Here is a 25,496-nt window from a genome sequence, read left to right as displayed (position 1 = left end):
GACGCACTTCCTTTTCTGCTCAAACTCTTATCCCCACTTATTTTATCGGATTATTTAGATTTGTCAACCTGATGCACCACATTCAATAGCTTTCGCATCAGCAACCAGGCGACGAACGGAGTGCTGCCGATGAATAACAGCATGCTGCTGAGAACCAATGGAGAGCGGCTTAACGAGACGACCACGATAAACATAAGTGTGCCGAAAATTCTGCCCGAGCTTAAGGCCAATTCCCGCAGAACGACATATTCGACACGCAGGGTGGCGCTCTCACGATCCTTGCCGATGATATCGAAAACAGAGGAAACCATCGGGATAATATACAGCGGAAACACGAGCGCGGTTCCGATACCGAAAATCAGCAGAGTCGAATAGTTCACTTGCCAAAAGAACGGGAGAATAAACAGAACCAGCATAACCGTCCCGATCAGCATTCCCAAGCTGCGGTGCCCCGGCTTCAAATATTTCCCGATCAGCCAGTAGCTGATCAAAGCGACGGTTGAGGTAATCAGCGCATAATTGCCCAGCTGCATTTCATTATTGGTGGCAATATACACCAGCAGCCCGATCACGAAGCCGAAAACGCCCTCGCGTATTCCCTGTGCCGCCAAAGCCGAACAAATTCGGCGCCAATCGCTGGATTTGTCGGCAAGCTGGCGATAAGCATGAAACCACTCGTAATTCTCCTGAGCCTTGCGCTTTTTCAGAAAAAAACTGACAACCACTCCCAGCAAAAAAATGACCAGCGATATCGAAAAGATAACCGTATATCCTTGCGTATCAGGCATTCGGGAAATCAGCAAGCCGGCTATCCACGGAACCATCATCCCTGCGGAGGCGAGAAGCCCCGACCATCCGTTGAACGAATCGCGGTTGTCCCGATCGGTAATTTCAAAATAGACGACGTTAAAGGCGAGCCAGAAAAAGGCGGCGGACATTCCCTGAACCGCTCCGAGCGGGAGAACAAAGTCGACCGACCTTTTGCCGAGAAGCAAAATCGAAAAATAGAAGGCGGCGGAAACAAAAACCCCCAGACGAAGACTGTTCATCTTGTTATGTTCCTTGACCCATTTGCCCGCGATCCAGATGGTAATTGACATGGCGGCTTGATTGGCAAGCGCAAACCACCCGATCAACGCCAGATCATTTTTGATTTTCCACAAATAAATGTTTACAAAGGTTCCGGACAAGGCATTTGCCACGGCGAACAGACCGTTGACAACAAGCAGCAGGACCGCCTGACTGCCGAGTCTGCCTTTTGCGGCCGATTTTCCTTTTCCTTCAGCGCCCGATTCCTTTTCTCCTGTTTCGTTCAGCAGTTTGCGCGGCCTTAGAATTGAGTTTTCCGGAAAATGACGCTTCGTTTGCTGCACTTTCATTCCCCTTCTCTGCTTATTGCAACCTAACCTTTTCATTAAACTGCCCAAAACCGGGGAAGCCAAAACATTGCGCCAAAAAAGCGCCGAAAAGGAAAAAATGCGGATTTCATCTGAAATGAAATCCGCATGGTGCATCGAATTCGACTGGATATGAGTGAATTACCAGCGGTTGTTAATAACCCGCAAGCGATCTTCGTCCGACAGGGAAAAGCTGACGTGAAAGCAGGACGGACAAACAAACGTCCGCAGTACAAAAGGTGTTTGCAGGAAGGGCTCGTCCGCCCCATCGGGAACAAACGGTCTGAACTCGCTGCCATGTACCGTCCTGTCTCCCGCGTAAAGCATGAATTCCCGGCACTGCACGCATTCCGGAACTTCATCCTGACTCTCCAAATAACGCTCAACGGTTTCCTCGTACCGCATTTTGGCCTGATCCTTGATCACATAGTCCTGATCCGGAACGACCAAAGGGGTACGGCTCCGTTGAATTTCCGGCGCTTTTCTTTCCGGTTGGCCGCCTGAAAAAGAAAGATCCGCGTCCGGCCGAACCGTTTCCTCTTCACCGTCGGTATCCAGCTCCACATTGACCGTCCGGTAATCGCCAAGCGGATTCAGACAATGCGGACAATTTTCTTCGGGGCCGATTTCCTCGTCCCAAACAATTTCCGTATCGCACCATGGACAAACTTGGTTCTTGCTCATCTTTATGCTCCTTCAATCAATAGTGGATTTTCACATCCTGATCAACGGGGGGTTTCTCAGGCGAATTTGATAAAATAGTAAACGCCAACGGCAATGAAAACCATGGCCAGCGCGAACAGCGTGCCCCACAAATATTTCATCTTCGTTTGACTCTCCTTGTCCCTGTTGTATTGAGCTTAAATTGGGTGATGGTGAACCTAAGGCATCGCGATGAAATAACTTCCACAAATTGGCGGCAAAGATCAATTAAACCGCTTGAACCTTTGCCGCCAAAAGTGGAACTAATTTCATCACGTGCCCTAAATCACGCTGGCCCCGATTACATAGGAAAGCGAGATGGAGATGATCATCGAGATCAACCCGACGGCTCGGTTATCCTTTTGGATTTCTTCGTCGATTTTAAAAATGGGAGTTAAAAATTCAAAAATAAAATACGCCGCCAATAACAGAATAAACCCGAAGGAGGACCAAATCAAGGCATGCCAGATCGTATCGTTATTCACCACGGCGAATCGGAAAATATTGCTGATCCCGAATATTTTTCCGCCTGTGGCCATGGCCACGGCCACGTTCCCTTTCTTGATTTCTTCCCAGTTATTGTATTTGGTGACGAACTCAAAAACGGACAAAAATACAATCAATGCCAGTATGGCAACCGAAAAATAAGCGATTGTCTCGAGAAAAGGATTCCTGAGCATATCATCCACCGCATTGTGCACCCTCATCACCCCGATTATCGACGATCTGGAAAACGATTCCCCTCCATACCTTACGCAAAAACCCGGAAATCGTTTCATGAACCTTTATGATGTCGGAGCCGATCCGGGTTACTTGAGTTCAACCAAGGTGACCCCGGTGCCCCCCTCGTTGAAATTGCCCAATCTGTAGCTTTGCACATGCTTGTGCCTGCGCAAATATTCTTGAATGCCGTTTCTCAGCACACCGGTGCCCTTGCCGTGAATGATCGAGACCCGACCCAAATTGGCCAAGATCGCTTCATCCAGAAAGCGGTCAACCTCAAGCAGTGAATCCTCCAGGTTGGCGCCCCGAAGATCAAGTTCGGTGCGGATGTGCTCATCCCTGGTTCGCTTGACGCCGGTGCCTGCCGGCTGATACTGCTTTTGCGGCTTCGGAGCGGCGACAGGCTCGATATCCGCCTTGCCGACTTTCATTTTCATAATGCCCAGTTGGACAACTGCACCATCACCCGCTATCTCGACTACATGCCCCTTTTGCCCGAGGCTTGCAACAAGCACTTCATCTCCGGGTTCGATGACGGCGGCGCTCTTGTTCCTCGCGGCCGCCTTCGTCTTCCTCAAGGCGGGAACCGCTTCATCCAGCTTCTTTTTGGCCTCCAGAAGCTTATGCTCCTTGACGGCCGCCCGTTCTTCCATAGCCAGCCTGCGCAGATCCGCAATGATCTCTTCCGCTTCGCGGCGCGCTTTGGCCACGGCATCCCTGGCCTCCTGCTCCGCCTTTTGCAGCATTTTGTCCCGCTGCTCCTCGAACCTCGTCCGCTCCTGCTCAAGCTCCCGCCGCAGACGGTCCATTTCCCGGCGAAGCTGCTGAGCGCTTTGCCGTTCCGTCTCGGCCGTCAAACGATTTTCTTCCAGGGAAGCGATCATGCTTTCGACCCGCTGGGTTTCCTCATTAATTTGACCGCGCGCCCGCTCGATGATTTCTTCCGGCAATCCGAGCCTTCTGGCAATGGCAAACGCATTGCTGCGGCCGGGCACGCCGACAAGCAGGCGATACGTCGGGCGCAGGGTCTGCACATCAAATTCCATGCTGGCATTGATGATACCCGGCCGGTCATACGCATAGGCCTTCAATTCACTGTAATGGGTCGTCGCCACCATCCGGCAGCCTTGGCTGTGGATGTGCTCCAATATGGCAATCGCCAGCGCCGATCCTTCGGCCGGATCTGTTCCCGCCCCCAATTCGTCCAACAAAATCAGGCTGTTTGGAGTCAGGCTCCGCAGAATGCCAATGATATTGGTCATATGGCTTGAAAATGTGCTGAGATTTTGCTCAATGCTCTGTTCATCCCCGATATCGGCGTAGATCCCTTCAAAAACGCACATCGAGCTGCCGTCCTCGGCAGGAATAAACAAACCGGACATCGCCATCAGACTCAACAGCCCAATCGTTTTCAGACTGACCGTTTTGCCTCCCGTGTTGGGGCCGGTGATGATGATCGTGCTGTATTCCCTGCCAAGCTCGACATTGATCGGCACCGCCTCCCCGGTGATTAGCGGATGCCGGGCTTTCTTCAACTGTATGAATCCGCTGTCGTTCATGATCGGCAGGGAGGCTTTCATTTCCTTGGCCAAAGCGGCCTTGGCAAATTGAAAGTCCAATTCCGCCAGCGATTCCAGGCTTTCCCGCAACTCTTCGGCGAATTCCGCAACTTTTTCCGTCAGCTGCCGCAGTATTTTTTCAATTTCCTTCTGTTCCTTTAATGAGAGCTCGCGCAGTTTATTGTTCAGCTGCACGACGGCTTCAGGCTCGATGAATAACGTGGCTCCGGAAGCAGACTGATCATGCACGATTCCACCGATGGAACCCCGGTATTCCTGCTTGACCGGGATGACGTACCGGTCGTTTCTGACCGTGACCAAACTTTCCTGCAGCATTTTTTGCACGGACGGGGTTCGAAGCATTTGTTCCAGCCGTTCCCTTACCCGATGCTCCCCGGTGCGCCGCTCATGCCGGATCCGATTCAACTCCGGGCTCGCCTGGTCGCTGACTTCCGCTTGATCGTTAATACAGAACGCGATTCCCTCCTCGAGCTTGTTCAGCTCGGCAATACCCTCCGCCCAAGCTTGAAGCATAGGAATGGGGTGATTTTCATGAAAGGAAAACAAAAAGCGCTTCAGCTTCCTGCCGCCGGAAATCGTTGTCGCGATGTCCAGCAGCTCCGCAGGATTCAAAGCCCCGCCGATACGCGCCCGCTGCAGCGACCCCCGGATGTCGCGAATTCCTCCGAACGGCGCTCCTCCTTTCAACCGCTGTACGGCAAACGCCTCATCGGTTGCCTGCAGGGAGGATCTGACCGCGGAAAATTCATGGGAAGGACGCAAACGTTCGGCACGCGTCTTGCCGATTTCCGTTGCTGCATGGGCAGTCAGTTTATGCAATATTTTGGGATATTCCAAAACGGATAAAATTTTATCTTTCATTTGCGCACTCCTTCTCCGCCGTTCCATTCTATTATATCCAAAGGGGATAAGCAGAACCAGTCTTGGATGCATCTCCCGCTAATAAAGCCTTGAAAGGGCGGAAAAAATACATTTGTATCGTTCTATACACATTTCCATTGCAACAAGGCTTTACAAGCCAAAGGCTTGTTGCCTTTTCAAATCACAATGAAGGGAGTAGTGGGATGCACTTTCTTGGGCATGTTGTGAGATTTGTCGTATCCGCGCTGGTCTTGATGATCGTCGGATTTATCGTGCCGCAGTTTTCCGTGGGCGGCTTCTGGAGCGCATTTTTTCTGGCTCTGGTTATTGCCGCGATCGGCTGGGTCATTGAAGCCATCTTTGGCCAAAAAGTAACCCCGTTCGGCAGAGGAATCGTCGGTTTTATCGTCAGCGCAGTGGTCATTTGGGTCGCTCAATTCATCGTCGGCGGAGTATCCGTTACATGGATTGGCGCCATATTGGCGGCGCTTGTGATCGGGATCATCGATTTGTTCATTCCCGTGTCCACCCCGTTCAAAGCAGGGAGAGACAAGGAAGAAGCCAAGTAGAAGAAGCCTTCGACAAGTCTGCCCAGGCCGGAGACCATTGATGTTTCCGTTGCCTGAGGCAGACTTTTTTTGTTCAAGGGTTTGTCAACAAAAAGCGAAATTTCTACATATTCAGTTTGCTGAAATTTGTTATGATTAGATTTGTGAATTTGATTTGAGAATGATTCTTATTGAGGAGGGGGAAACAGCAATGAAAAGAATCAAGCTTGCGATGCTTGGAACAGCGATCATCATGGCGTTATCCGCATGCGGCAGTAAAGAGGATTCGGCAAGCAACAGCGACGCCGCAAGCAGCGCGGATGCGGCCAATGCCAAAGAAATCAAATTAGTGGCCACCAATTTCCAGTATGACCAACCGGAATACCATGTAAAAAAAGGGGAACCGGTCAAATTTGTGCTCGAGCTTAAACAGGGTGCGCATGGAGCGGAAATCAAAGAGCTTGGCGTCAATCTGGATTTCAACAAAAAAACGCAGGTGGTTGTTCCCAACCAGGCGGGAACCTTCGAAATCAGATGCGATATCCCGTGCGGTCCCGGACATTACAATATGGTATCAAAGCTGATTGTAGAGGAATAAAGCGAGTAATAACGGGCATGCCAAAGAAACGGGATTTGCCTCTGCAGCGAGTTTTGACGTCTTTTATAAGGCTGGTGAGCCTTCGCAGAGGTAAATCCGTTACAGCAGCCCATTCAAAAAAAAGCGGATTAAACGGCCGGACGGCGAACTCGGAATCGCCGGATCATGCTTCCACAAATCCTGCAGCAGGGGGGATATGTAGGGAGCGTAATGCAAAATATAAGTGACAATAACCGATTGCTCAAGAGCGGCTTTCAGCTTTTCCACCGGAGTGACGGCCAACAAATTGACGGCGATCACGATCATCGCCAGAACCTCCACAAATGCCAGCACCGCACCGCTCCATTTGTTGACGAAATGGATCCCGGGAATTTTCGCGATCACGTTAAGCACACCCCCGACAATGGACAATACGATTTTGGACCCGAAAAAAATCAAGGCGAACGCCAGCGCATTATAGAAATATTTGTCCAGTTGCATGTTTTCCGCAAAGGGAGCATACTGCTTAAAGGAGCCCAGTGAAGAAATCGGAAGATGCTGAGCGATCCAAGGAGATAACCCCCCGTAGAACCGGAAAGCGGCGATAAAAGCAATAACCGTTCCAAAAATGGACAGCAACTGACTGACGAAGCCTCTGACATAGCCCATCAGAAAACCGCCGACGAGAAGACCAATGATTACATAATCGACCCAGTTCAAATTCATGGCCGCCACCACGCTATTGTTCCTTGACCGGATCCGCTTGCACAAGCTGAATCCATTCATCGTATTCGTTTTGGAGCTTGCCATATTCCTCTTTTAACTGCTTCAGCTGCTGCTTGAGCGCATCCGTATCCGGATTTGCGGCCCGCAAACGCTCAACTTCCTCCCTGAACTGCCGCTTTAATTGCTCGTGCTCCTCCTGCAGGGCACGGTACTCTTCCATGAGGCTTTTTTCTTTCTGCTTCCATTCTTCCAGCCGCTCCGCGCTGATTCGATGCTCCTGCTGAAGCTTGTCGTACTGCTCCTGCAGCAAATTGTAATTGCGGATGAGAATTTTCTTCTGCTCATCTTCCTGCAGCCGTTCCATCTCCTGCTTCATGCGGAGGTATTCATCGGCCATATTGACGGCAGCCAAGACGGCAATTCGCGGCGTGTCCAGACGCGAATTATTTTTGGAGATCTTTAGCATATGTTCATTGACAAAGTCCGCCACCGTTTTCATGTGATCGACGCTTGAGTTTCCCATCAGCTTGTACTGCATGCCGTAAATGTCCACAGTAATCCGAGTTTTATCGCCAGAATTCACTATGTTTCCTCCCCAGCTCCCTTATTCAAGCAAAAGGACCGGTCGCATCCTTTTTCGCTACTACCTTCAAATTCGATGCGAACGGCCCATGTTCCTGCTGTTTTGAAAATTCGCTTCCGCTAAAAAATGATTATCTTCTTAATTGAGCCTGAAAACTTTGTTCCAAAGCCTGAACGACTTTTTCCTGCAGACTTCCGACCTCGCTGTCGGTTAACGTCCGGTCCGGATTCCGATATACCAGCGACAGCGCGACGCTTTTTTTGCCTTCTCCAAGACGCTCTCCTTTATAAATATCAAACACCCGCACCGATTCCAGAAGCTCTCCGGCGGTTTCCCGAACCTTATCGATCAGCCGCCCGACTTCAAGTCCGGAGTCGACCACAACGGCAAGATCCCTGCCGATGGAAGGATAACGCGGCAGCGCGCGATAGCGGATGCCGGAATCGGCAAGCTCGTACAGCACGTCGAGTTCCAGCTCGGCAACAAACGTATCCTCGAGATCCTTTCGCTGCTGAAGCTCCGGGTGCACCTGTCCGATCAGCCCGATCAGAATATCGCCCTCAGGCTGTCCGACCCGGATTTCAGCCGTTCTTCCGGGATGCAGTCCCTTCGGCTTCGCCGCCGCGTATTTCACGCCGGCAATCCCCAGCGCGCCTGTGATTTTTTCGATTATGCCCTTAACATCATAGAAATCCGCCTTCTCGGAAACGCCGGACCAGTGAGCGGGTCTCCGCGCGCCGGTCCATAGAATGGCCAAGAGCATTTTTTCCTGCGGCAGTTTGGTCAAACGTGCTTCGTCAGTGATAAAGATGCTTCCGATCTCAAAGATGGCCGTATTCTCGGCATTGCGGTTGCGATTGTACGCGGCCGCATCAAGAAGTTGGGGAACAAGGCTGGTTCTCAGCACGCTGCGGTCTTCGCTCATCGGCATCGACAGGGCTACCGGCTTGGCATTCGCACCGTAAAGGCCGGGATATTCGGCAATTTTGGCCGGATGCGTCAGAGAATAATTGACGACCTCGTGAAGACCGCTGTCCGTCAAAAGCCTGCGCAGCTCACGGCGAATGAACTGCGGCTTGGTTAACGAGCCCGGAGTCGTCTCGCCGCTCATCAGCGTCGTCGGAATCCGGTCGTATCCGTACAATCGGGCGATCTCCTCAATCAGATCAACGTACCTCGTAATATCTCCCCTGCGCCTCGGAACGAAAACCCGCAGCAGACCTTCGCCGGATTGCTCATACGGGAAATTCAGCCGCTCGAAAATCTCCTTGACTTCCCTTTCGGACAGCCGGGTTCCAAGATGTTGATTGACTTTGCCGATGGAAAGATCCAGCACGATCGGTTCCCCGATTTGCGGCGCAGACTGCACGACGCCTTCCGCGACCGCTCCTCCCGCGTACTTTGCCATCAAGGAAGCTGCGCGATTCAGAGCGGGAATCACAGCATCGGGATTCACTTCTTTTTCAAAGCGCAGGCTGGCTTCGGAACGAAGTCCGAGCTGGCGGGAGGTTCTTCTGATCGAGCTGCCGGCAAATTTGGCCGATTCGAGGATGATCGTTTTGGTGCTTTCCGTCACTTCGGAATTGGCCCCGCCCATGACGCCGGCGATTCCGACCGGCTTTTCCCCGTCGGTAATGACCAGCATATGCGGCTCCAGCGTCCGCTCCACATCGTCGAGCGTGACGATTTTTTCCCCGTCCTTCGCCAACCGCACATCGATGCGGCCCTTCAGCCGATCCGCATCGAATGCGTGCAGCGGCTGTCCGAATTCCAGCATTACGTAATTGGTAATATCGACCACATTGTTGATCGGGCGGATGCCGGCGGCCATCAACCGATTCCGCATCCACTGCGGCGACGGACCGATTGTCACATTCTCAATCACTCTTACCGTATAATGAGGGCAGTGATCCGGCGAGCTGACCTGCACATTGATCAGGTCCTCCGCCTTGCGGAGGGAATCACCGACGCAAGCCGAACCAGCATCCTCTGCGGAACCCTCCAAGCCTTCCATCTCGTCGGGAAGCTTAATCTCCCTGCCCAGAATAGCCGCGATCTCGTACGCCACACCGATCATGCTGAGACAATCCGAACGGTTGGGGGTCAAATCGAGCTCCATTACTTTGTCGCCGATGCCGAGCACGCCGTTTACATCGGCCCCCAATTCCGTATTTTCCGGAAGCACCAAAATCCCTTCCTGCATTTCCTTCGGCAGCAGCTTGTCGTTCAGCCCCAATTCTTTCGCGGAGCAGATCATCCCCTGCGACTCCACCCCGCGCAGCTTGGCTTTCTTGATCTTCAGGTCGCCGGGCAGCTTGGCCCCCACGATCGCCACGGGCACCTTCTGGCCGGCGGCAACATTCTTCGCGCCGCAGACAATCTGCAGGTCTTCCCCGGTTCCGGCATCGACAATGCATACGCCCAGCTTATCCGCATCGGGATGCTGTACGCGGGATTTGACATAACCCACGACAACCTTTTCCACCCCCTTGTCGAGGGATTCGACGATATCCACTTCAATCCCGCTGCGCGTCAGCTTTTCCGCCAGCTCCTCAGCGGAATGCCCGTTCAAATCGATATATTCCGACAACCATTGGTATGAGACTTTCACAAAGCTTCACTTTCCTTTCGGTCACGATTTAGGGCTCGCGATGAAATTAGTTCTACTTTTGGGGGCAAAGGTTCAAGCGGTTTAATTGATCTTTGCCACCAGTTTAGTAGAAGTTATTTCATCGCGATGCCATATTTTCAAACCCATGCGTCAAATGCGGACAAACTGTTCAAGGAACCTTAAGTCATTCGTGTAGTAATGCCGGATATCGTCGACCCCGTATTTCAGCATGGCAATTCTCTCCACACCCATGCCGAAGGCAAAACCGCTGTATTGTTCAGGGTCGTATCCGCCCATTTCCAAGACGCGCGGATGAACCATCCCGGAGCCAAGGATTTCCAGCCAGCCCGTATGCTTGCATACCCTGCAGCCGTTGCCTCCGCAGTGGACACAGGTGACATCGACCTCGGCACTCGGTTCGGTAAACGGGAAAAAGCTGGGGCGCAGGCGTATCTCCGTCTGCGAACCGAACATTTCCCGGACGAACTGCTGCAGTGTGCCCTTCAGGTCGCTCATGCGGATATTCCGGTCGATCACGAGTCCTTCAATCTGCATGAACTGAAACGAATGCGTCGCATCGTCATCATCCCTGCGATATACTTTGCCGGGGCAAATGATCTTGACGGGCACCTCCCCGTCCATTGCTTCCATCGTACGGATTTGCACGGGCGAGGTCTGTGTTCTGAGCAGGATTTCATCCGTGATATAGAACGAATCCTGCATGTCTCTGGCCGGATGGTCCTTGGGCAGGTTCAGCGCCTCGAAATTGTAATAATCGGTTTCCACTTCCGGTCCTTCGGCGATCCTGTAGCCCATGCCGATGAAAATATCCTCGATTTCCCGGATGACCTTGCTTAACGGATGCACCGCCCCTTGTCCGATATTTCTGCCCGGCAAAGTCACATCAATCGTTTCGGATCTCAGCCGTTTCTCGGTTTCGGCCTGCTGAAACTTGTTTTGCTTTTCCGCAATAACTTCTTCAATAGACGCCCTCACGTCATTGGCCAGCTGGCCGATGACCGGCCGCTCCTCGGCGCTCAAGCCGCCCATGCCCCGCAAAATTTCAGTAAGGATGCCCTTCTTGCCCAGATATTTGACGCGCAATTCCTGCAAGGTCTGAATATCTTCGGCCCGCTTCAATTCCTCCAAAGCTTCGGACTTCATTGTTTCCAGTCGATCTCTCATGCCGTTCATTGCCTCCCTGATTTCCATTTAATTATAACCATCCTTACAGTCTGTCGGACAAATGCAACATTGTGAATCGATAAATTATTCAAATGGGTATGGAGGGAAAGGGAATGGCATGAAAAGTTTAAGCTTATGCTCCCGATGCGGTTTTCTCCAAAAACTTTTACACCTTTAAAACCGGGAATTCACATATAAAAGTTAATCCTATTCCTGGTTTTAAGAGTGGTGGAGTGGCATCCCTTTACCGAAAAAACTGTCATTTTGAATAATAATCACGAAAACAAATTCGTCCGGCAAACACCACGCACAACAAAAAAAGGCTCTTCTCCCCTGACAAGGGACGAATGAGCCGCGGTACCACCCTTATTGGAACGCCTGCCGCCGGATCTCCAGCTTCGGAGTATTTCCCGACCGCTTGCCCGGCACTTCAAAATAACCGGACAGGACTAGCGTTCCCGCTTCAATCATTAACGGTTTATGCAAAACCGGTCTCTCCTACACGCCGGCAGCCGCAGGATCACAGAAAAGCCGATCCGCATTCATGGAAATGCCGGTTTCAGAGAACTGTTCCGGAGTGAACTTCGGCAGCCTGATTCTCCGGGAATGCTCTCAGTCTTCGGCATTCCTTCCCTGTAAAGAGGCACTGCTTACTCTTCCCCATCATCACATTTTTTCAATATGCTGCTGTTCACGCGATTTATACGTAATTATAAGCAATAATGAATCAGGTTTCAAGCAAGCAGCGCCATGAAGCGAAGAGTTTTATTTGTTTCATCTTTCCGGAATCTCGTTAAACTGGCGCAGCCATTAGGAAAAGTTTATAATGTAGGATGGCTTACGATTTTCGGATGAACGTTGCGGGGTGGGAGAAAAATGTACAAAATGCTGATGATCGATATCGACGATACGCTTTTAAACGATGAGCGGCAAATTCCCGACGAAACGAAAGAATCGCTGCGGCTTGCTGCAAACAAAGGAGTAATCGTTACCTTGGCGACGGGCCGGATGTTCGCTTCCGCCAAACAGGTCGCCGCAAAGCTGAATTTGAACGTTCCGATCATTACATACCAAGGGGCCCTCGTCAAAAATTCGCTGGACGATAAAGTGCTTTATGAGCGCAGCGTACCCGGCAGCATCGTCCGCAAGCTGATCGAATACGCGGAAAGCCGTTCGCTTCATTTACAGCTGTATTATAACGACGAGTTGCTTGTAAAAGACGACAACGAAAAGGCCAGAGAATACTCCCGCATTTCGAATGTGCCTTATCGCGTGCTTTCTGATTTCTCCGGGCTTTCGGATCAGCCGATGCTGAAGCTGCTGTTCATTGAGCAGCCTGAAGAGCTTGACCAAATCCAACCGGAATTGGAGGAAATCTTTGGGAAACAGGTGAATATTACAAAATCCAAGCCGCATTTCTTGGAAATCACCAACGCGGAGGCTACTAAGGGGCAGGCGCTGAAGCTATTGGCGCGCCATTACGGCTTTGAACCCGAGAATGTCATCGCCATCGGCGACAGTTGGAACGACCAGGATATGATTGCCGCTGCCGGAGTCGGAGTGGCTATGGGCAATGCGGTACCCGCCCTGAAGCAAATCGCGGACTACATCACCCTGACCCATAATGAACAGGGCGTAAAGCATGTCATCGAAAAGTTTATTTTGTAAAGGTTTTTTAAAAAAGCGGGTGATGGGAATACTCCGAATTTCCCGATCAAAAAAGCCGCCCTCCGGGCGGCAGCATGGTTAATTCGGACGCTCGTCCTGTTCCGTCATCTCAAGGAAGCCTTCACGGACGGTCGAACCCTTGGGGTTCGCTTTCCATTTCGAGCAAAGTGGCATTCAAGAAAGCGGGTGATGGGAATCGAACCCACGCTACCAGCTTGGAAGGCTGGAGTTCTACCATTGAACTACACCCGCATACAGATAAAGAAGTGATCCGCCGATGTTATTTTGAAGCGGCAAAAAGTAATATACCACGTTCCTTTACAAAAATCAAATGTAAATTTTTCAAATATTGAAGGAGATGAGTCAATTGAAATACCGCAGGCTGGGAAAAACGAATATGAAGGTGTCCGTTATCGGCGTGGGAACCTGGCAATTCGGCGGAGAATGGGGAAAGGACTTCACCCAAAAGGAAGTTGATGAAATCCTTGATAAGGCAATGGAACTCGGGATTAATCTGATCGATACCGCGGAATGCTACGGAGACCATCTGTCCGAATCGCTGATCGGCGATTATCTCAGACGGCGGCGGCGGGAAGATTGGATCGTCGCGACCAAGTTCGGCCACCGTTTCCACAGCCATCTCGACCGGACCACCCACTGTTCCGCGGATGAGGTTTTGAAGCAGCTGGATTTATCGCTAAAAGCGCTGAACACGGACTATATCGACTTGTACCAATCCCATTCACCGTCCGACGAATGCTTCGATAATGACGATATGTGGAAAGTCCTGGATAAACAGATGCAGGCCGGGAAAATAAGGCATCTTGGGATTTCGATAGCGAAAAATAACAACATCGGGCAAACCGACGCCGCTTCGAAAGTAAAAGCCGAGGCGATTCAAGTCGTCTATAACCGTTTGGACCGCAATCCCGAGGATCAGGTCTTTGCCTCCTGCGAGCGTCAGCAATTGGGGGTTCTTGCCCGCGTACCGCTGGCCAGCGGATATCTCAGCGGGAAATATAAGCCTGGAGCGGTTTTTGCGGCCAATGACGTTAGATCCAGGCATGACGCTGAACAGACCAATGAGAAATTGGAGATGGCAGAGCAAATCCGCCGCAATGAAGTGCCGCAGGGCATGAACATGGCGCAATGGGCTTTGGCCTGGTGTCTGAAGCATCCGGCCGTCACCAGTGTTATTCCCGGCTGCAAAGACGCCGCCCAAGCCGAGTCCAACGCCGCTGCCGCCGAGTATGTCAGTGACAGCCATCCGCAGGCTTGGAATGAATGACGTAAGAAACGCTTCTTATGCTTCGTCCAGCGGACGACGGCCGACGAATCCGTCGAACAGACCGTGATAGTAGCGGATTCTTTCCTCACCCTGTTTCCAGCAGAGGAGCACTTCCTCTGCGCCGATCTTCGACGGAAAATCAACCAGACCGGTTTCGATGTCCTTCAAATCGGCTCCCTTGCTGCGAATGCTTTGGATGAGCATATTAGCTTCCATCTGCAGAAAATCCATCTCGCATTCCAGAGTAAAAACCGGATCAACGTCCGGACTCCCTTGAAAAACCAGCTTTTTTGAGATGAGAAGCTCGCGAATCTGGAGCTTCTCTTCAAATTTCTGCGTGATATCCTGCAGACGTGTCAAATCCCGATTCACGGCAGGAATCAGGGCATTCGCTTCTTCCACGGTAAAATATTTTTTCATGAAGGCAACCTCCCGGTATCCAAAAAGTCCGTTTCTGCACAGCCGTTAATTGATGCGAATCAACAGTTTACCGCCCGCAGTTCGGCCAAGCTTCGTTCCGCAATACGGACAGACCATGTCCTTTCCGTCCGCTTTGATGGGATGATGGCATGCCGGGCATGGCTCTCCTGCGTCAAATGAAAAAAACCGCAAAAAACCTTGTACCTTCTTGACTGCTTTGAAAATCGGGTAAATCACCAACGAGATCAGACCGATGAAGATCAGAAGCTTGAACAAGGCAAACCGCCCTCCTCTCTCCCTTCAATATATCAAAATTCGCCTACTTATTGCACCGTTATCATCCATCTGTTACAATATCTACAGCTTAAACGTTCCGCGAAAGAAAGGGGATCGATGCCATGCTCCGTTACAAATTCAACCCGGACGAAATCAGCCTGACGGAAAAAAGAAACGGCGATGATTTTGAATTCCTGATCAACATTCTGAATACGGAGAAGCATCTGGACAATTTCCATCACCTCCGCGATCATTTCAATAACAACCACATCTATACCGATGCGATTTTTCATGCGCATTCCGACCGTGAATTCCGGATCATTGTGCGGTTTGATCAATACGTCGATTTTATAATTTATATGTTTAAATACAAGCTGATTACCCAAGTGGAATGGCAGTAATGCACCCAATCATCAGAATGACTTTTCGACAGCCACACTGCGAACCGAAACACCCTCGGTTTCCAGTGTGTTTCTTATTTTCCGAGCAAATTCGACCGCTCGATTCCCGTCCCCGTGAATGCAGACCGTGTCCGCTTTGATCCGGATTTCCGTTTGCTTGATCGTGAGCACGGATCCCTGGCGAACCATGCGAAGCACTTGCGCAGCAGCCTCGGCTTCATTATGAATCAACGCAGTGCCCGAGCTTCTTGGGGTCAATGTGCCGTCCTCCTGATAGGTCCGATCCGCGAATACCTCAGAGGCTGTTTGCAGCCCAAACCGTTCGCCGGCCCGGATCAGTTCGCTTCCCGACAGCCCGTAAATCACCAGAGTCGGCTCGATCCGATACACAGCCTCGGCAATCGCATGCGCCAATTCCGAATTCACCGCTGCCATGTTGTATAGAGCCCCGTGCGGTTTCACATGATGCAAAACACCCCCCGCCGCCTTGACAAAGCCGTACAGCGCCCCTATCTGATATATAGTCATGTCATAAGCTTCCTGCGGCGTAATCCGCATTTCCCTGCGGCCGAAACCCTGCAAGTCCGGCAGCCCCGGATGCGCCCCGATGGCCACTCCCTTCTCAAGGCAAAGCTCCACGGTTTTGCGCATGACGGAAGGGTCGCCCGCATGAAAACCGCAGGCAATATTAGCCGAGGTCACCACATCCAACAGTTCATCGTCCCGGCCTTTCCGGTACGCCCCGTATCCTTCGCCCAAATCACAGTTCAAATCGGCGCTTCGCATTCCTCATCCCCCCTACGGCAGACCGCTAAAGATCTCACTTCAAGCTTATGGCTTCTCTCAGTTGACGAATCTCCATTTCTTTGACGGCATACAGCCTCTGCGCTTCCGCCAGCGTAATTTCCCTGAATCGCACCGATTCGCCGGGCTTCGTCTGGGCGAGTACCGGCAAATCCACAAATGCCGCTTGAGCGATTCGCGGATAGCCTCCGGTCGTCGGGTGATCGGCCATCAGCACAATCGGACTCCCGCTTGGCGGCACCTGTACCGTTCCGAAAGCCACTGCCTCCGAGATCGCTTCCTGCGGTGCTGTAAGCGAAAGCCGCTCACCGCTGAGCAAATACCCCATTCGATCGGAAGGGGACTCGACACGGAAGATTCCGTCAAAAAAAAGCTCCCGGCTTTCCGCTTTAAAAAGATCAAATTCATGACCGCGCATTGCTCTGACAAACGGTTGGTAAAGATACGACACAACCTGGATGCTACCGGCCGACCAGGCGGCCGCTGCAAATTCCCGTTCTCCGCAACGGCCGGAAAGCTGAGCTATCTGCCTCAGGCTCCAATCTGATTTGGCCCCGGTTCGAAGATGGTCGCCCTTTTGCAGCGCCCGTCCCCCATAGCCGCCGAAGCCGCCTCTCAGATAAGTGCCCGCGCTTCCCATTACTTCCGTTACATCCAGTCCACCCGCTGCCGCCAAATATGTTCTGCAGCCGCTGACCGCCCTGCCGAAGCTCATGACGCTCCCTTTACGGACAAAGACGGGCTTCCACATCGGCACCGCCACACTTCCGATGGCGGCGGACATGTCCGCACCGCATACCGCGATCAGCATATCTTCCGCAAATTCGAACGAGCCTCCGTTTAGCGTCAATTCCAGAGCAGCCGCCCGCTCCGAATTGCCTGCAAGCAGATTGGCGATACGCAGCGCATAGGTATCCATGGCGCCGCTTTCCGTCACTCCATATTGCAGAAATCCCTGCCTGCCGGCATCCTGAACGGTTGTCAGCAAACCGGGATGATGAATAATCAGACTCATTCTCCGCGCTCCTTCAAATGTTCGTACTCCTCCTTGCGAATCGGGCAAAAACGGACAAGATCTCCCGCTTGGAGCAGGCTCGGAGGAATGTGACCCGGGCGGAACAATTCCAGCGGAGTCCGCCCGATAATTTGCCAGCCGCCAGGCGAATTCAACGGATAAATCCCCGTCTGTTTGCCCGCGATTCCCACCGATCCTGCAGGCACCATCATTCGCGGAGAGCTTTTTCTCGGTGCCGCGATTCGCTCCGACATCCCCCCCAGATAAGGAAAGCCCGGGGCAAATCCAATCATGTAAATCGTATATACCGGCTCGGAATGAATACGGATCACTTCCTCCTTCGTCAGCCCGTTCCATTCCGCCACCTGCGCCAGATCCGGTCCAAAGCCGCCGTCATAGCAAACGGGAATTTCCACGGTTCTTGGGGCTTTTGGGGGATGAAGCTCAGCCTGCAACAGCGTCTCTTTCAGATGCAGGCAAACGGCGTCATATGGCGTTGCGGCATCGCTTGCGACCCGCAGCGGATCATAATAGACCGTTACGGAAGTGAATGCAGGCGCGGCTTCCACTAACCCCGGAAAAGGCTTTTCCCGCAGTACGGACATCATCGCCCGGACACGATTGTGAATATCGGGATCGATCACGGCGCCGAATCTGACCGTTGCCGCGCGCTCCCCCAACGGATATATTTCATATTCTTCTCCCGACTTCAACCGTCCCGCCCCCTGTTCCGACTGACTTTATTCTTTTTATATTATATTACCCCCGGCATGTAAACAATAAATGGTGAAGCTCCCCTGTCCATTATTAATATCCATCGGCTTTTTATGCAAAGCCGCACATTCAAGCTCAGCGGGAACCTTCCCCAGCCTGCTGCGTATGTAATATATATCGGATCGATAAGGAGATGATTTCATGATCGTCACCACAACGGAAAACATTAAAGGCTTCGAGGTAACGGAAGTGCTTGGGACCGCCTTCGGCGTAGTCGTTCGGGCAAGAGGGATCGGCGGGGATATTCTCGCTTCGTTAAAGGGGCTAGTCGGCGGAGAAATCAAACAATATACGCAAATGATCGAGGACGCCCGCAGACAGGCGATGGACAGAATGGTCCAGAACGCCCATGCCATGGGAGCTGACGCCGTCGTTATGATGCGATTCGACAGCGGCGACATCGGGTCCAACATGAGCGAAATCGTAGCTTATGGCACAGCCGTCAAAGCGAGAAAGCAGGAATAAGCATGCTGCTCCTGTCCGGGTGGTTTCTTCTGCAGGCTGCCATGTTGGTTGTGCTGATCTGGCTCAGCTGGCGTTATTTTGACCGCCGCTATAAAGAAAGAGACGATGGCAAGCATCCCCAAGGGCTGTATGACGGGTCTTTGGAAAAAACCCAGGAAGTATTCATCGATCCAAAGGACGGCTTTAAATATCGCGTCTATTATAACCGCACAACCGGGGAGCGCGAATATATCCGTGAGCAATAAAAAACCTCCATCGAGGTCGTTTCAATGATGAGCGACCGCGTATAGAGGTAGTTTTTTTGCCAATAAGAATTGTCTCGCCGAGGACCGGAAACTAACCGCTCCGCCAAAGCAATACCCTAAGCATTGCCGCGGAACGGTTCTTTCTTTTAAAAACTCCGTTTTAAAATGTGGAACCGGCCGGAGCGAAATGTTCATAGTCCTCCACCGGATTATCCACAATATCATTGTCTTTAATAATACTTTTGTTGTTTGGAATGATCGAGTTTCCGACGAATCTTCCGTTGCCAAAATTATTCTTTTCGAAATTTCCCCATTCATTTTGGTTGGTTTCGCCGACGGAAACGGAAGAATTCATATCCATGTTATTTACTTCAATGGAATCCAAATGGACAAAGGTATGATTTCTTTCATACTGCCTCCGGTCCACCATCATGCTGTAATTGGTCATAGGCGCATCGATCATGTCGTTATCAATCACTGCGCTTCTGTTGTAGGATATAATGCTGTGGTCTCCCGAATGGCCGAATCCATTGTTGGTTTTCATAAATGTATTCCAGCCGTTGGCATAATTATTTCCGATGAAAATACCCGAATTGTTATCGATGTTCGTTACATCCAGCTTGTTGAATATGACCACCGCTTTGTTCCCCACTCCGCATCGACCCCTTTACGCCTGCTGATTCTGCCCGGATGGCACGAAGTCGTTGTCGTTCACCGGCATATCGATGATATCGTTATCGGAAATAATGATGATGTTGTTGGGCGCAAGTGTATTACCGACGAACACTCCATTACCGAAATTGCTTTTATTATGGGAGGTCCAGGCGGCCTGTTCGTTTTCCCCTATTGCAACCGCAGAGTTGGTAGTCTGGGAATTGACATTGATTGCGATCATGTTGATGATTACCGCCATAATACGTCACCCCAGTCCTGATCTACATTAATTTATGCGGTAGACTGGCTTTCGTGAGTTTCAACGACCATTAGCCAAGAAAATCAGAACTGCTGGTTCTGAACAACCGGCGCATTGTCATTATCGTTGACCGGCATATCCACCACGTCATTATCGGCGATCACAATCAGATTGTTCGGTGTCACCTGGTTCCCCATATATTGCCCGTTTCCGTAATTCTGCTTATTATGCGACATCCATGCCGCCATGGCGTTTTCCCCCACGGACAAAGTGGTGTTCGTATTTTGCGCATTGATGTTGACCGCCGCCAAATTTATCGTAACTACCATATTCCCCACTCCTGCATCAGTATACATTAGCCTATGCAGCTAACCCTGGGTTGGTGTATGCTCTGGAGGATGCGCCGGCAACGGGCTGCAATCCTTATTCAGATAAACGTCTTGCGCCGAAGGATTCGGACGGATTCCAGCGTTGGATCAGCTTTTCCCCGTCGAATTCAAAATCAATTCGTCCCATTGTTCCTGCGGGACGAGTCCCCCAGCAGCAACCAAATCTTTGATCGAACGCCCGGTTTCCAAGGAGCGGCGGGCGATTTCCGCCGCGCGATCGTAACCGATCAGAGGATTCAAAAGTGTGACCATCGCAAGGCTGCGGTCCGCCCAATAAGCGCAGCGCTCTGAATCGGCAGTAATGCCGACGACACATTTGTCGACGAATACCTGCACGGCGTTGGACATGATCGAAATCGATTGGAGCAGGCTATGGGTGATGACCGGCATCATCACATTGATTTCCAGCTGGCTGCCTGCCATTGCGGTTTGAATCGCCGTATCGTTGCCGATGACTTGGCAGCAAACCATATACAGCATTTCCGGAATAACAGGATTGACCTTGCCGGGCATGATCGATGAGCCGGGCTGCACTGCGGGCAGCCGAATTTCCGCCAGGCCCGTATTCGGCCCCGAGCTCAACAGCCGAAGATCGCTCGAAATTTTGATCAAATGCACGGCCAATTCGCGCACGTGTCCGCTGACGGCCAACGCTGCCGACGGATTCTGCATAAAGGCAAAGCGGTCGGACGGCTCCCTCCACTGAACGCCGGTCCGCCTGCTGAGCTCCTCCAGCATCATGGGGATGTATTCTGGGCGGGTATTCACACCCGTACCTACAGCATTGCCGCCGATGCCGATTTCCAGCAGCCTTTGTGAAGCGCGTTCCAGGGCGGCCGCTGCGTCTTTGACTGTATAGGCATATCCCATAAACTCCTGGCCGAGCCGAAGCGGAACGGCGTCCTGAAGATGGGTTCTTCCCGATTTCAGAATCGGATCGAATTCCTTCCCCTTATCGTACAGCGCCCCGAACAATCGGTCCAAGGCGGGAAATAATTCTTCCCGCAGTGACTCATAGGCCGATATGTAAATGGCAGTCGGAATCGTATCGTTCGTCGATTGGCCCCGGTTGACGTGGTCATTCGGATGGATGACCTTTTTGTTGTCGAACGGTTCCCCCAGCAGTTCCAAAGCGCGGTTCGCAATCACCTCGTTGGCGTTCATGTTCTGAGAAGTTCCCGCGCCTGCCTGATAGACATCGACCACAAATTGATCATCCCACTTCCCCTCCACCACTTCCTCGGCTGCCCGCACGATGGCGCTGCCGATTCGTCCGTCCAGCTCGCCCAGACGCATATGCACCGCTGCCGCAGATGCCTTGATCAGCGCTTGCGCTCGAATAAAACGCCTTGGCAATCTCAGTCCGCTGATCGGAAAATTTTCCACCGCTCGGCGGGTTTGCGGACCATAGTACGCTCCTGCGGGAATTCTGACCTCCCCGAGAGAATCTGCGGAAACGCGAAAACGTCCTCCTTCAAAATGATGCGGATTACCCGCCTCCGGACTCTTTTGCAAATATCCGATGGTTAACGCCCCCATTGTCATTGTCATGACTAGTATGTCATGGGCGCTTCACTTCCATTCTGCCGCGGCGCGGCGAGCAGACTAGGAGTCTGTCCGACGAAATCAAGATTGTGAATTTTTAATCCATGTGTATTCATTTGATTGCCGCTTCCAGCTGCGTATTGGAAAATGCCTTCGAGCTCAGTTGTTTTGAGTTTCTATTATGAATGGGCTATCGATGGTTGAAACTCAAAGCCAAAGTCGCTCTTCCGGCATCTTCCCAATACTCCGCTTACGCAACAGATCTTTAATAAAAATTCACGAAAATCATTCCGTCGAACAGACCCCTAGAAAGACGTCATCATCCGCGAACCGAAGTAAGCGCCGGCCGCTCCCATCAATATAAAGACAGGAATTCCCCACCAGAACGGAAGCATCAACAGCATGATGACACCGATCGAGGTGAGCTGCAAAAGAAATTTGACGTATTTCCATCTCCGTAAAAGCGTCTTGATCCCGTGCTCCGTCAGCACATGCACAGAGGTCCTGCTGCGAAAAAGCGGCGCCGAGTCGCGAAAAATCAGCGGACGGTTGAACCGGAAGGCGGGTTTGCGTTCAATCAGACCTGTATCTGCCCTCCATCTCCGCATCATCCATCCCAAACCGGTGAAGGCCGCTGCCGACGCCAATCCGGCCATGACCGGCGCATTTCCGCCAACCGCATAGCTTAACTTCAGAAATAACAAGCCCGAGATCATGGAAAACAGCATTTTTGCAAAAAAAGCCGGAACCTCTCCCAGCGCGATTCCAGCATTTGCTTACACATCATATCATTCATTTTATAAAAATATACGAAGCCGAAGTAGCTGATCATCTGCACTGCGTTCCAATACAGTCTGCCCGCGAACAAGGGCCACACAATCCCCATCCAGGCCATCGACAAAATCAACTGCACGGATGCCTGACCTCCCACAAACGAAATTGCCGCAAAAGCTGCTCCGCCCTGCCTGAATAAGCTTCCCGCTCCATCTGAAAAGCCGCGGCAGCCAGCTCCAGATGCTCCCACAGCGTCATTTCATCGAAATATATAGGACGTTCGGGAATATAGGCATAATTTTTTTCTCGCCGGTAAACCGGATATCTCCGTCCACTTGCTTCAGCAGACCCAATATGGACTTGATCGTCGTGCTTTTGCCTGCACCGTTCGGGCCGATCAGTCCAACCCATTCTCCCGCTTGAATGCGAAAGGCGATATTCTTGATGATCCCTGCGCCAGTTTCATAGCCAGCGCTTCGAATATTGACATCGAGTATGTCGACACCACGCTTCTGCAAATTCGGGCACCTCTCCGGAATTTATTCCCACAATCGTAGAATAGCACACCGGCACCCGTGTTTACAAAGCTAATGACCGCCAAGATAGGCCATTTTCACTTGTTCGCTGGCCTGCAGCTCTTCCGCCGTTCCGGAGATCACGACACTTCCCGTTTCAATGACATACGCCCGGTTGGCAATGGATAAAGCCATGTTGGCATTTTGTTCAACCAACAGAATCGTTGTGCCGTTTCGGTTGATTTCTTCAATAATCTGAAAAATGGTCTTCACCAGCAGCGGTGCAAGCCCCATGGAGGGCTCATCCATCAAAAGGAGCTTCGGACGCGCCATGAGCGCCCGTCCCATGGCCAGCATCTGCTGTTCACCGCCGGAAAGTGTGCCGGACAGCTGTTTTCGACGCTCAAGCAGTCGCGGGAAGAGCTCATATACCATATGCAAATCCTCACGAATGCCTCTCGAATCCTTTCTGGCAAAGGCGCCCAATTCGAGATTTTCTTCGACAGACATGTTGGCAAACACTCGGCGGCCTTCCGGCACATGGGAAATTCCCGCATTGACAATCTCTTGAGCGGGCTTGCCGGAAATGGATTCCCCCATATATTGGATAACCCCCTGCTTAGGCTTCAGCAATCCGGACAGCGTTTTAAGAAGTGTGCTTTTGCCTGCGCCGTTGGCCCCGATCAAGGTCACGATCTCCCCCTGATGAACATCCAGAGAGACCCCTTTGAGGGCTTGTATATTTCCGTAATATACATCAATTTGATCCACCTTAAGCATGGGCACTCTTAACCTCCTCTCCCAGGTAGGCCTCGATAACCTTCGGATGGTTGCGGATTTCCTCCGGTGTTCCTTGGGCAATGAGTTGTCCGTGATCCAAAACATAAATCCTCTCGCAGATCCCCATCACCAGCTTCATGTCATGCTCAATCAGCAAAATCGTCAGCTTGAACTCCTTTCGGATAAAGGCGATCAGTTCCATGAGCTTAATTGTCTCTTGCGGATTCATCCCGGCCGCCGGCTCATCCAGCAGCAGCAGCTTGGGACCGGCGGCCAGCGCTCTGGCGATTTCCAGCCTCCGCTGCTGCCCATAGGGCAGGTTTTTCGCTTTCTCGTCTTTATAGGTTTCCAATTGGAAAATCCGCAGAAACTGCAGCGCTTTGTCTTCCATTTCTTTCTCTCCCGCAAAATGCGAGGCAAGACGCAGAATCGAACTGGCAATGGAGTGCTTCGCCAACGAATGATAGGCTGCCTTGACGTTGTCCAATACGGAAAGCTCATTGAACAGACGGATGTTTTGGAAGGTCCGGCTGATTCCCCTGCGCGTAATCTGGTAGGGAGCCAGGCCATTCAGGCGTTTGCCCTCGAACAGGATCTCTCCTTCAGTCGGTGTGTATACGCCGGTAAGCAGATTAAAGCAAGTGGTTTTGCCGGCGCCGTTCGGTCCAATCAATCCAACCAGTTCTCCTTGTTCGATTTCCATGTTTAATCCCGATAAGGCCTTCAATCCGCCGAAATGGATACCCGCATCCTTGACATGAAGCAAGGCTTTATTTCCCATACGCGTCTTCCCCTTTCGCACCCGTCCACTTGCCCAGATAAGCGGTAATTTCTTTGGTTCCCATCAATCCCTGCGGGCGGTACAGCATGACGATCACCAGCACGACGCTGTAAATGATCATCCTCGTTTCCGGATAGCCCTGCAGGAAGGTGGAGACAATCGTCATCAAGATCGCCGCAAAGACGGCTCCCGACAAGCTTCCCAGTCCTCCAAGAACCACAAAGATCAAAATGTCGAAGGATTTCAAAAAGCCAAAGTTCGACGGCTGAATGATATAAAAGTTATGGGCATACAGCCCTCCGGCAATCCCCGCAAAAAAGGATCCGATCGCAAAAGCAACCACTTTGTAATAGGTGGTATTGATCCCCATGGCATCGGCGGCAATTTCATTTTCACGGATCGCGATACAGGCCCGGCCGTGCGTTGAATTCGTAAAATTCATGATGACCAGCAAAGTGACAAAAAGACTCACGAAGGCGTACGACCAGCTCGTGAAATGAGAGACCTGCATTCCGGCCGCGCCTCCGACATAATCAATATTCAGAAACACGACCCGAATAATTTCCGCGAAACCCAAAGTGGCAATCGCCAAATAATCGCCTTTCAAGCGCAAGCTGGGAATCCCGACAAGCAAACCCGCCAATGCCGCGACAATTCCCCCTGCTGCCAGCGCCGGAACAAACGGAAGATGCAATTTCATCGTGAAAATGGCGGAAATATATGCACCTACGGCTAAAAATCCGGCATGTCCAATAGAGAATTGGCCTGTAATGCCGATAACCAGATGCAGACTGGCTGCCAAAATAACGTTGATCGCAATGAATATGAGTGTATTCGAATAAAATTGATTCAACATTCCGGCGCTTATGAGCGATTGCACAATTCCATAGCTGACTGCGGATAAAAGGACAAATATCGAAAATCCCATTATTTTTTTCATATGCCTGCAT

General features: G+C 51.5%; 30 protein-coding genes and 1 tRNA gene. 7 read left to right on the top strand and 24 right to left on the bottom strand.

The genetic code is table 11. The features are described from left to right. Positions 1-50 precede the first annotated feature (50 nt). The 4 genes from VF724_RS05445 to VF724_RS05430 form a co-directional block, all read right to left on the bottom strand. The gene (locus tag VF724_RS05445; RefSeq protein WP_371753209.1) at positions 51-1,379 is read right to left on the bottom strand and encodes an MFS transporter; all 1,329 of its coding nucleotides are present in this window, start codon (positions 1,377-1,379) and stop codon (positions 51-53) included. Between the two features lie 159 nt (positions 1,380-1,538). Next, positions 1,539-2,081 (bottom strand): hypothetical protein, encoded by a 543-nt coding sequence (locus tag VF724_RS05440; protein WP_371753208.1) that lies wholly within the window; start codon positions 2,079-2,081, stop codon positions 1,539-1,541. A gap of 299 nt (positions 2,082-2,380) precedes the next feature. Next, on the bottom strand, positions 2,381-2,806 hold the full coding sequence (locus VF724_RS05435) for a DUF350 domain-containing protein (RefSeq protein ID WP_371753207.1): 426 nt from the start codon (positions 2,804-2,806) through the stop codon (positions 2,381-2,383). A gap of 102 nt (positions 2,807-2,908) precedes the next feature. Continuing rightward, positions 2,909-5,263, bottom strand: a complete 2,355-nt coding sequence (locus tag VF724_RS05430) for an endonuclease MutS2 (RefSeq protein WP_371753206.1) — start codon at positions 5,261-5,263, stop codon at positions 2,909-2,911. Positions 5,264-5,466: 203 nt separating this feature from the next. Between VF724_RS05430 and VF724_RS05425 the strand changes: the two genes are divergently transcribed. Beyond that, a complete protein-coding gene (locus tag VF724_RS05425; protein WP_371753205.1) occupies positions 5,467-5,832 on the top strand; it encodes a phage holin family protein in 366 nt (121 codons plus the stop codon). A gap of 190 nt (positions 5,833-6,022) precedes the next feature. Continuing rightward, the gene (locus tag VF724_RS05420) at positions 6,023-6,409 is read left to right on the top strand and encodes a cupredoxin domain-containing protein (protein WP_371753204.1); all 387 of its coding nucleotides are present in this window, start codon (positions 6,023-6,025) and stop codon (positions 6,407-6,409) included. Positions 6,410-6,508: 99 nt separating this feature from the next. On the opposite strand, the gene VF724_RS05415 is transcribed toward VF724_RS05420, so the two are convergent. The 4 genes from VF724_RS05415 to pheS form a co-directional block, all read right to left on the bottom strand. Then, complete coding sequence (locus tag VF724_RS05415) at positions 6,509-7,114, bottom strand: CvpA family protein (protein WP_371753203.1); 606 nt, start codon at positions 7,112-7,114, stop codon at positions 6,509-6,511. Between the two features lie 13 nt (positions 7,115-7,127). Continuing rightward, positions 7,128-7,697, bottom strand: coding sequence for a cell division protein ZapA (zapA, locus tag VF724_RS05410; protein WP_371753202.1), 570 nt, complete (start codon positions 7,695-7,697; stop codon positions 7,128-7,130). 130 nt (positions 7,698-7,827) lie between these two features. Then, positions 7,828-10,308 (bottom strand): phenylalanine--tRNA ligase subunit beta, encoded by a 2,481-nt coding sequence (gene pheT, locus VF724_RS05405; protein ID WP_371753201.1) that lies wholly within the window; start codon positions 10,306-10,308, stop codon positions 7,828-7,830. 150 nt (positions 10,309-10,458) lie between these two features. Further along, positions 10,459-11,493, bottom strand: a complete 1,035-nt coding sequence (pheS, locus tag VF724_RS05400; protein ID WP_371753200.1) for a phenylalanine--tRNA ligase subunit alpha — start codon at positions 11,491-11,493, stop codon at positions 10,459-10,461. Positions 11,494-12,369: 876 nt separating this feature from the next. Here pheS and VF724_RS05395 point away from each other — a divergent pair. Continuing rightward, positions 12,370-13,161, top strand: a complete 792-nt coding sequence (locus VF724_RS05395; RefSeq protein WP_371753199.1) for a Cof-type HAD-IIB family hydrolase — start codon at positions 12,370-12,372, stop codon at positions 13,159-13,161. Positions 13,162-13,342: 181 nt separating this feature from the next. On the opposite strand, the gene VF724_RS05390 is transcribed toward VF724_RS05395, so the two are convergent. Continuing rightward, a tRNA-Gly gene (locus VF724_RS05390) sits at positions 13,343-13,413 on the bottom strand. A 115-nt stretch (positions 13,414-13,528) separates the two neighbouring features. Here VF724_RS05390 and VF724_RS05385 point away from each other — a divergent pair. Next, on the top strand, positions 13,529-14,449 hold the full coding sequence (locus tag VF724_RS05385; RefSeq protein WP_371753198.1) for an aldo/keto reductase: 921 nt from the start codon (positions 13,529-13,531) through the stop codon (positions 14,447-14,449). Positions 14,450-14,464: 15 nt separating this feature from the next. On the opposite strand, the gene VF724_RS05380 is transcribed toward VF724_RS05385, so the two are convergent. Together VF724_RS05380 and VF724_RS05375 are read right to left on the bottom strand one after the other, a co-directional pair. After that, the gene (locus VF724_RS05380) at positions 14,465-14,869 is read right to left on the bottom strand and encodes a DUF2203 domain-containing protein (protein WP_371753197.1); all 405 of its coding nucleotides are present in this window, start codon (positions 14,867-14,869) and stop codon (positions 14,465-14,467) included. Positions 14,870-14,914: 45 nt separating this feature from the next. Beyond that, entirely contained in the window at positions 14,915-15,145 is a 231-nt protein-coding gene (locus tag VF724_RS05375; protein ID WP_371753196.1) for a hypothetical protein, read from the bottom strand. A gap of 122 nt (positions 15,146-15,267) precedes the next feature. Here VF724_RS05375 and VF724_RS05370 point away from each other — a divergent pair, with 122 nt between their 5' ends. Then, entirely contained in the window at positions 15,268-15,546 is a 279-nt protein-coding gene (locus VF724_RS05370) for a hypothetical protein (protein WP_371753195.1), read from the top strand. Between the two features lie 12 nt (positions 15,547-15,558). Here VF724_RS05370 and VF724_RS05365 read toward each other — a convergent pair whose 3' ends face one another. The 3 genes from VF724_RS05365 to pxpB are packed head-to-tail and all read right to left on the bottom strand — an operon-like array spanning position 15,559 to position 18,078. Next, complete coding sequence (locus tag VF724_RS05365) at positions 15,559-16,332, bottom strand: LamB/YcsF family protein (protein ID WP_371753194.1); 774 nt, start codon at positions 16,330-16,332, stop codon at positions 15,559-15,561. A 34-nt stretch (positions 16,333-16,366) separates the two neighbouring features. After that, positions 16,367-17,365, bottom strand: coding sequence for a 5-oxoprolinase subunit C family protein (locus tag VF724_RS05360; protein WP_371753193.1), 999 nt, complete (start codon positions 17,363-17,365; stop codon positions 16,367-16,369). Then, positions 17,362-18,078 (bottom strand): 5-oxoprolinase subunit PxpB, encoded by a 717-nt coding sequence (pxpB, locus tag VF724_RS05355; RefSeq protein ID WP_371753192.1) that lies wholly within the window; start codon positions 18,076-18,078, stop codon positions 17,362-17,364. The genes VF724_RS05360 and pxpB overlap by 4 nt, the downstream gene beginning before the upstream one ends. A gap of 202 nt (positions 18,079-18,280) precedes the next feature. Here pxpB and VF724_RS05350 point away from each other — a divergent pair, with 202 nt between their 5' ends. Both VF724_RS05350 and VF724_RS05345 read left to right on the top strand, forming a co-directional pair. Next, positions 18,281-18,604, top strand: coding sequence for a YbjQ family protein (locus VF724_RS05350; protein ID WP_371753191.1), 324 nt, complete (start codon positions 18,281-18,283; stop codon positions 18,602-18,604). A 2-nt stretch (positions 18,605-18,606) separates the two neighbouring features. After that, positions 18,607-18,849: an HD family phosphohydrolase gene (locus VF724_RS05345; RefSeq protein ID WP_371753190.1), complete on the top strand. Its 243-nt coding sequence runs from the start codon at positions 18,607-18,609 to the stop codon at positions 18,847-18,849. 160 nt (positions 18,850-19,009) lie between these two features. Here the strand turns inward: VF724_RS05345 and VF724_RS05340 are convergent, their stop codons facing one another. The 10 genes from VF724_RS05340 to VF724_RS05295 form a co-directional block, all read right to left on the bottom strand. Next, positions 19,010-19,501 (bottom strand): hypothetical protein, encoded by a 492-nt coding sequence (locus tag VF724_RS05340; protein WP_371753189.1) that lies wholly within the window; start codon positions 19,499-19,501, stop codon positions 19,010-19,012. Between the two features lie 15 nt (positions 19,502-19,516). Beyond that, complete coding sequence (locus VF724_RS05335; protein ID WP_371753188.1) at positions 19,517-19,762, bottom strand: spore germination protein; 246 nt, start codon at positions 19,760-19,762, stop codon at positions 19,517-19,519. An 83-nt stretch (positions 19,763-19,845) separates the two neighbouring features. Beyond that, entirely contained in the window at positions 19,846-20,091 is a 246-nt protein-coding gene (locus tag VF724_RS05330) for a hypothetical protein (protein WP_371753187.1), read from the bottom strand. A gap of 147 nt (positions 20,092-20,238) precedes the next feature. Beyond that, positions 20,239-21,702 (bottom strand): class II fumarate hydratase, encoded by a 1,464-nt coding sequence (locus VF724_RS05325; protein WP_371753186.1) that lies wholly within the window; start codon positions 21,700-21,702, stop codon positions 20,239-20,241. 299 nt (positions 21,703-22,001) lie between these two features. Further along, positions 22,002-22,412 carry a hypothetical protein gene (locus VF724_RS05320; protein ID WP_371753185.1) on the bottom strand — a complete coding sequence of 137 codons (411 nt, stop codon included), beginning with the start codon at positions 22,410-22,412 and terminating at the stop codon, positions 22,002-22,004. A 187-nt stretch (positions 22,413-22,599) separates the two neighbouring features. Continuing rightward, positions 22,600-22,728: a hypothetical protein gene (locus VF724_RS05315; protein ID WP_371753184.1), complete on the bottom strand. Its 129-nt coding sequence runs from the start codon at positions 22,726-22,728 to the stop codon at positions 22,600-22,602. Beyond that, complete coding sequence (locus VF724_RS05310; protein WP_371753183.1) at positions 22,725-22,988, bottom strand: ATP-binding cassette domain-containing protein; 264 nt, start codon at positions 22,986-22,988, stop codon at positions 22,725-22,727. The genes VF724_RS05315 and VF724_RS05310 overlap by 4 nt, the downstream gene beginning before the upstream one ends. 69 nt (positions 22,989-23,057) lie before the next feature. Next, a complete protein-coding gene (locus VF724_RS05305; protein ID WP_371753182.1) occupies positions 23,058-23,765 on the bottom strand; it encodes an ABC transporter ATP-binding protein in 708 nt (235 codons plus the stop codon). Continuing rightward, positions 23,758-24,546 carry an ABC transporter ATP-binding protein gene (locus tag VF724_RS05300; RefSeq protein WP_371753181.1) on the bottom strand — a complete coding sequence of 263 codons (789 nt, stop codon included), beginning with the start codon at positions 24,544-24,546 and terminating at the stop codon, positions 23,758-23,760. Before VF724_RS05300 ends, VF724_RS05305 begins: the two co-directional genes overlap by 8 nt. Next, positions 24,536-25,486 (bottom strand): branched-chain amino acid ABC transporter permease, encoded by a 951-nt coding sequence (locus VF724_RS05295; RefSeq protein WP_371753180.1) that lies wholly within the window; start codon positions 25,484-25,486, stop codon positions 24,536-24,538. Before VF724_RS05295 ends, VF724_RS05300 begins: the two co-directional genes overlap by 11 nt. Positions 25,487-25,496 lie beyond the last annotated feature (10 nt).

The organism is Ferviditalea candida, from assembly GCF_035282765.1.
GTDB lineage: Bacteria > Bacillota > Bacilli > Paenibacillales > KCTC-25726 > Ferviditalea > Ferviditalea candida.
Note: the sequence above shows the minus strand (reverse complement) of the source record. Positions and strands in the feature narration are given on the sequence as shown.

Coding starts and splice junctions, on each gene's coding strand:
- VF724_RS05360 (WP_371753193.1), bottom strand. CDS start 17,365: ATGAGTCTGATTATTCATCATCCCGGTTTGCTGACAACCGTTCAGGAT.
- VF724_RS05395 (WP_371753199.1), top strand. CDS start 12,370: ATGTACAAAATGCTGATGATCGATATCGACGATACGCTTTTAAACGAT.
- VF724_RS05330 (WP_371753187.1), bottom strand. CDS start 20,091: ATGGTAGTTACGATAAATTTGGCGGCGGTCAACATCAATGCGCAAAAT.
- VF724_RS05335 (WP_371753188.1), bottom strand. CDS start 19,762: ATGGCGGTAATCATCAACATGATCGCAATCAATGTCAATTCCCAGACT.
- VF724_RS05325 (WP_371753186.1), bottom strand. CDS start 21,702: ATGACAATGACAATGGGGGCGTTAACCATCGGATATTTGCAAAAGAGT.
- VF724_RS05370 (WP_371753195.1), top strand. CDS start 15,268: ATGCTCCGTTACAAATTCAACCCGGACGAAATCAGCCTGACGGAAAAA.
- VF724_RS05445 (WP_371753209.1), bottom strand. CDS start 1,379: ATGAAAGTGCAGCAAACGAAGCGTCATTTTCCGGAAAACTCAATTCTA.
- pheS (WP_371753200.1), bottom strand. CDS start 11,493: ATGAGAGATCGACTGGAAACAATGAAGTCCGAAGCTTTGGAGGAATTG.
- VF724_RS05435 (WP_371753207.1), bottom strand. CDS start 2,806: ATGAGGGTGCACAATGCGGTGGATGATATGCTCAGGAATCCTTTTCTC.
- VF724_RS05430 (WP_371753206.1), bottom strand. CDS start 5,263: ATGAAAGATAAAATTTTATCCGTTTTGGAATATCCCAAAATATTGCAT.
- VF724_RS05295 (WP_371753180.1), bottom strand. CDS start 25,486: ATGAAAAAAATAATGGGATTTTCGATATTTGTCCTTTTATCCGCAGTC.
- VF724_RS05380 (WP_371753197.1), bottom strand. CDS start 14,869: ATGAAAAAATATTTTACCGTGGAAGAAGCGAATGCCCTGATTCCTGCC.
- VF724_RS05425 (WP_371753205.1), top strand. CDS start 5,467: ATGCACTTTCTTGGGCATGTTGTGAGATTTGTCGTATCCGCGCTGGTC.
- VF724_RS05320 (WP_371753185.1), bottom strand. CDS start 22,412: ATGATCTCGGGCTTGTTATTTCTGAAGTTAAGCTATGCGGTTGGCGGA.
- VF724_RS05300 (WP_371753181.1), bottom strand. CDS start 24,546: ATGGGAAATAAAGCCTTGCTTCATGTCAAGGATGCGGGTATCCATTTC.
- VF724_RS05365 (WP_371753194.1), bottom strand. CDS start 16,332: ATGCGAAGCGCCGATTTGAACTGTGATTTGGGCGAAGGATACGGGGCG.
- VF724_RS05345 (WP_371753190.1), top strand. CDS start 18,607: ATGCTGCTCCTGTCCGGGTGGTTTCTTCTGCAGGCTGCCATGTTGGTT.
- VF724_RS05440 (WP_371753208.1), bottom strand. CDS start 2,081: ATGAGCAAGAACCAAGTTTGTCCATGGTGCGATACGGAAATTGTTTGG.
- VF724_RS05350 (WP_371753191.1), top strand. CDS start 18,281: ATGATCGTCACCACAACGGAAAACATTAAAGGCTTCGAGGTAACGGAA.
- VF724_RS05420 (WP_371753204.1), top strand. CDS start 6,023: ATGAAAAGAATCAAGCTTGCGATGCTTGGAACAGCGATCATCATGGCG.
- VF724_RS05305 (WP_371753182.1), bottom strand. CDS start 23,765: ATGCTTAAGGTGGATCAAATTGATGTATATTACGGAAATATACAAGCC.
- VF724_RS05415 (WP_371753203.1), bottom strand. CDS start 7,114: ATGAATTTGAACTGGGTCGATTATGTAATCATTGGTCTTCTCGTCGGC.
- VF724_RS05315 (WP_371753184.1), bottom strand. CDS start 22,728: ATGACGCTGTGGGAGCATCTGGAGCTGGCTGCCGCGGCTTTTCAGATG.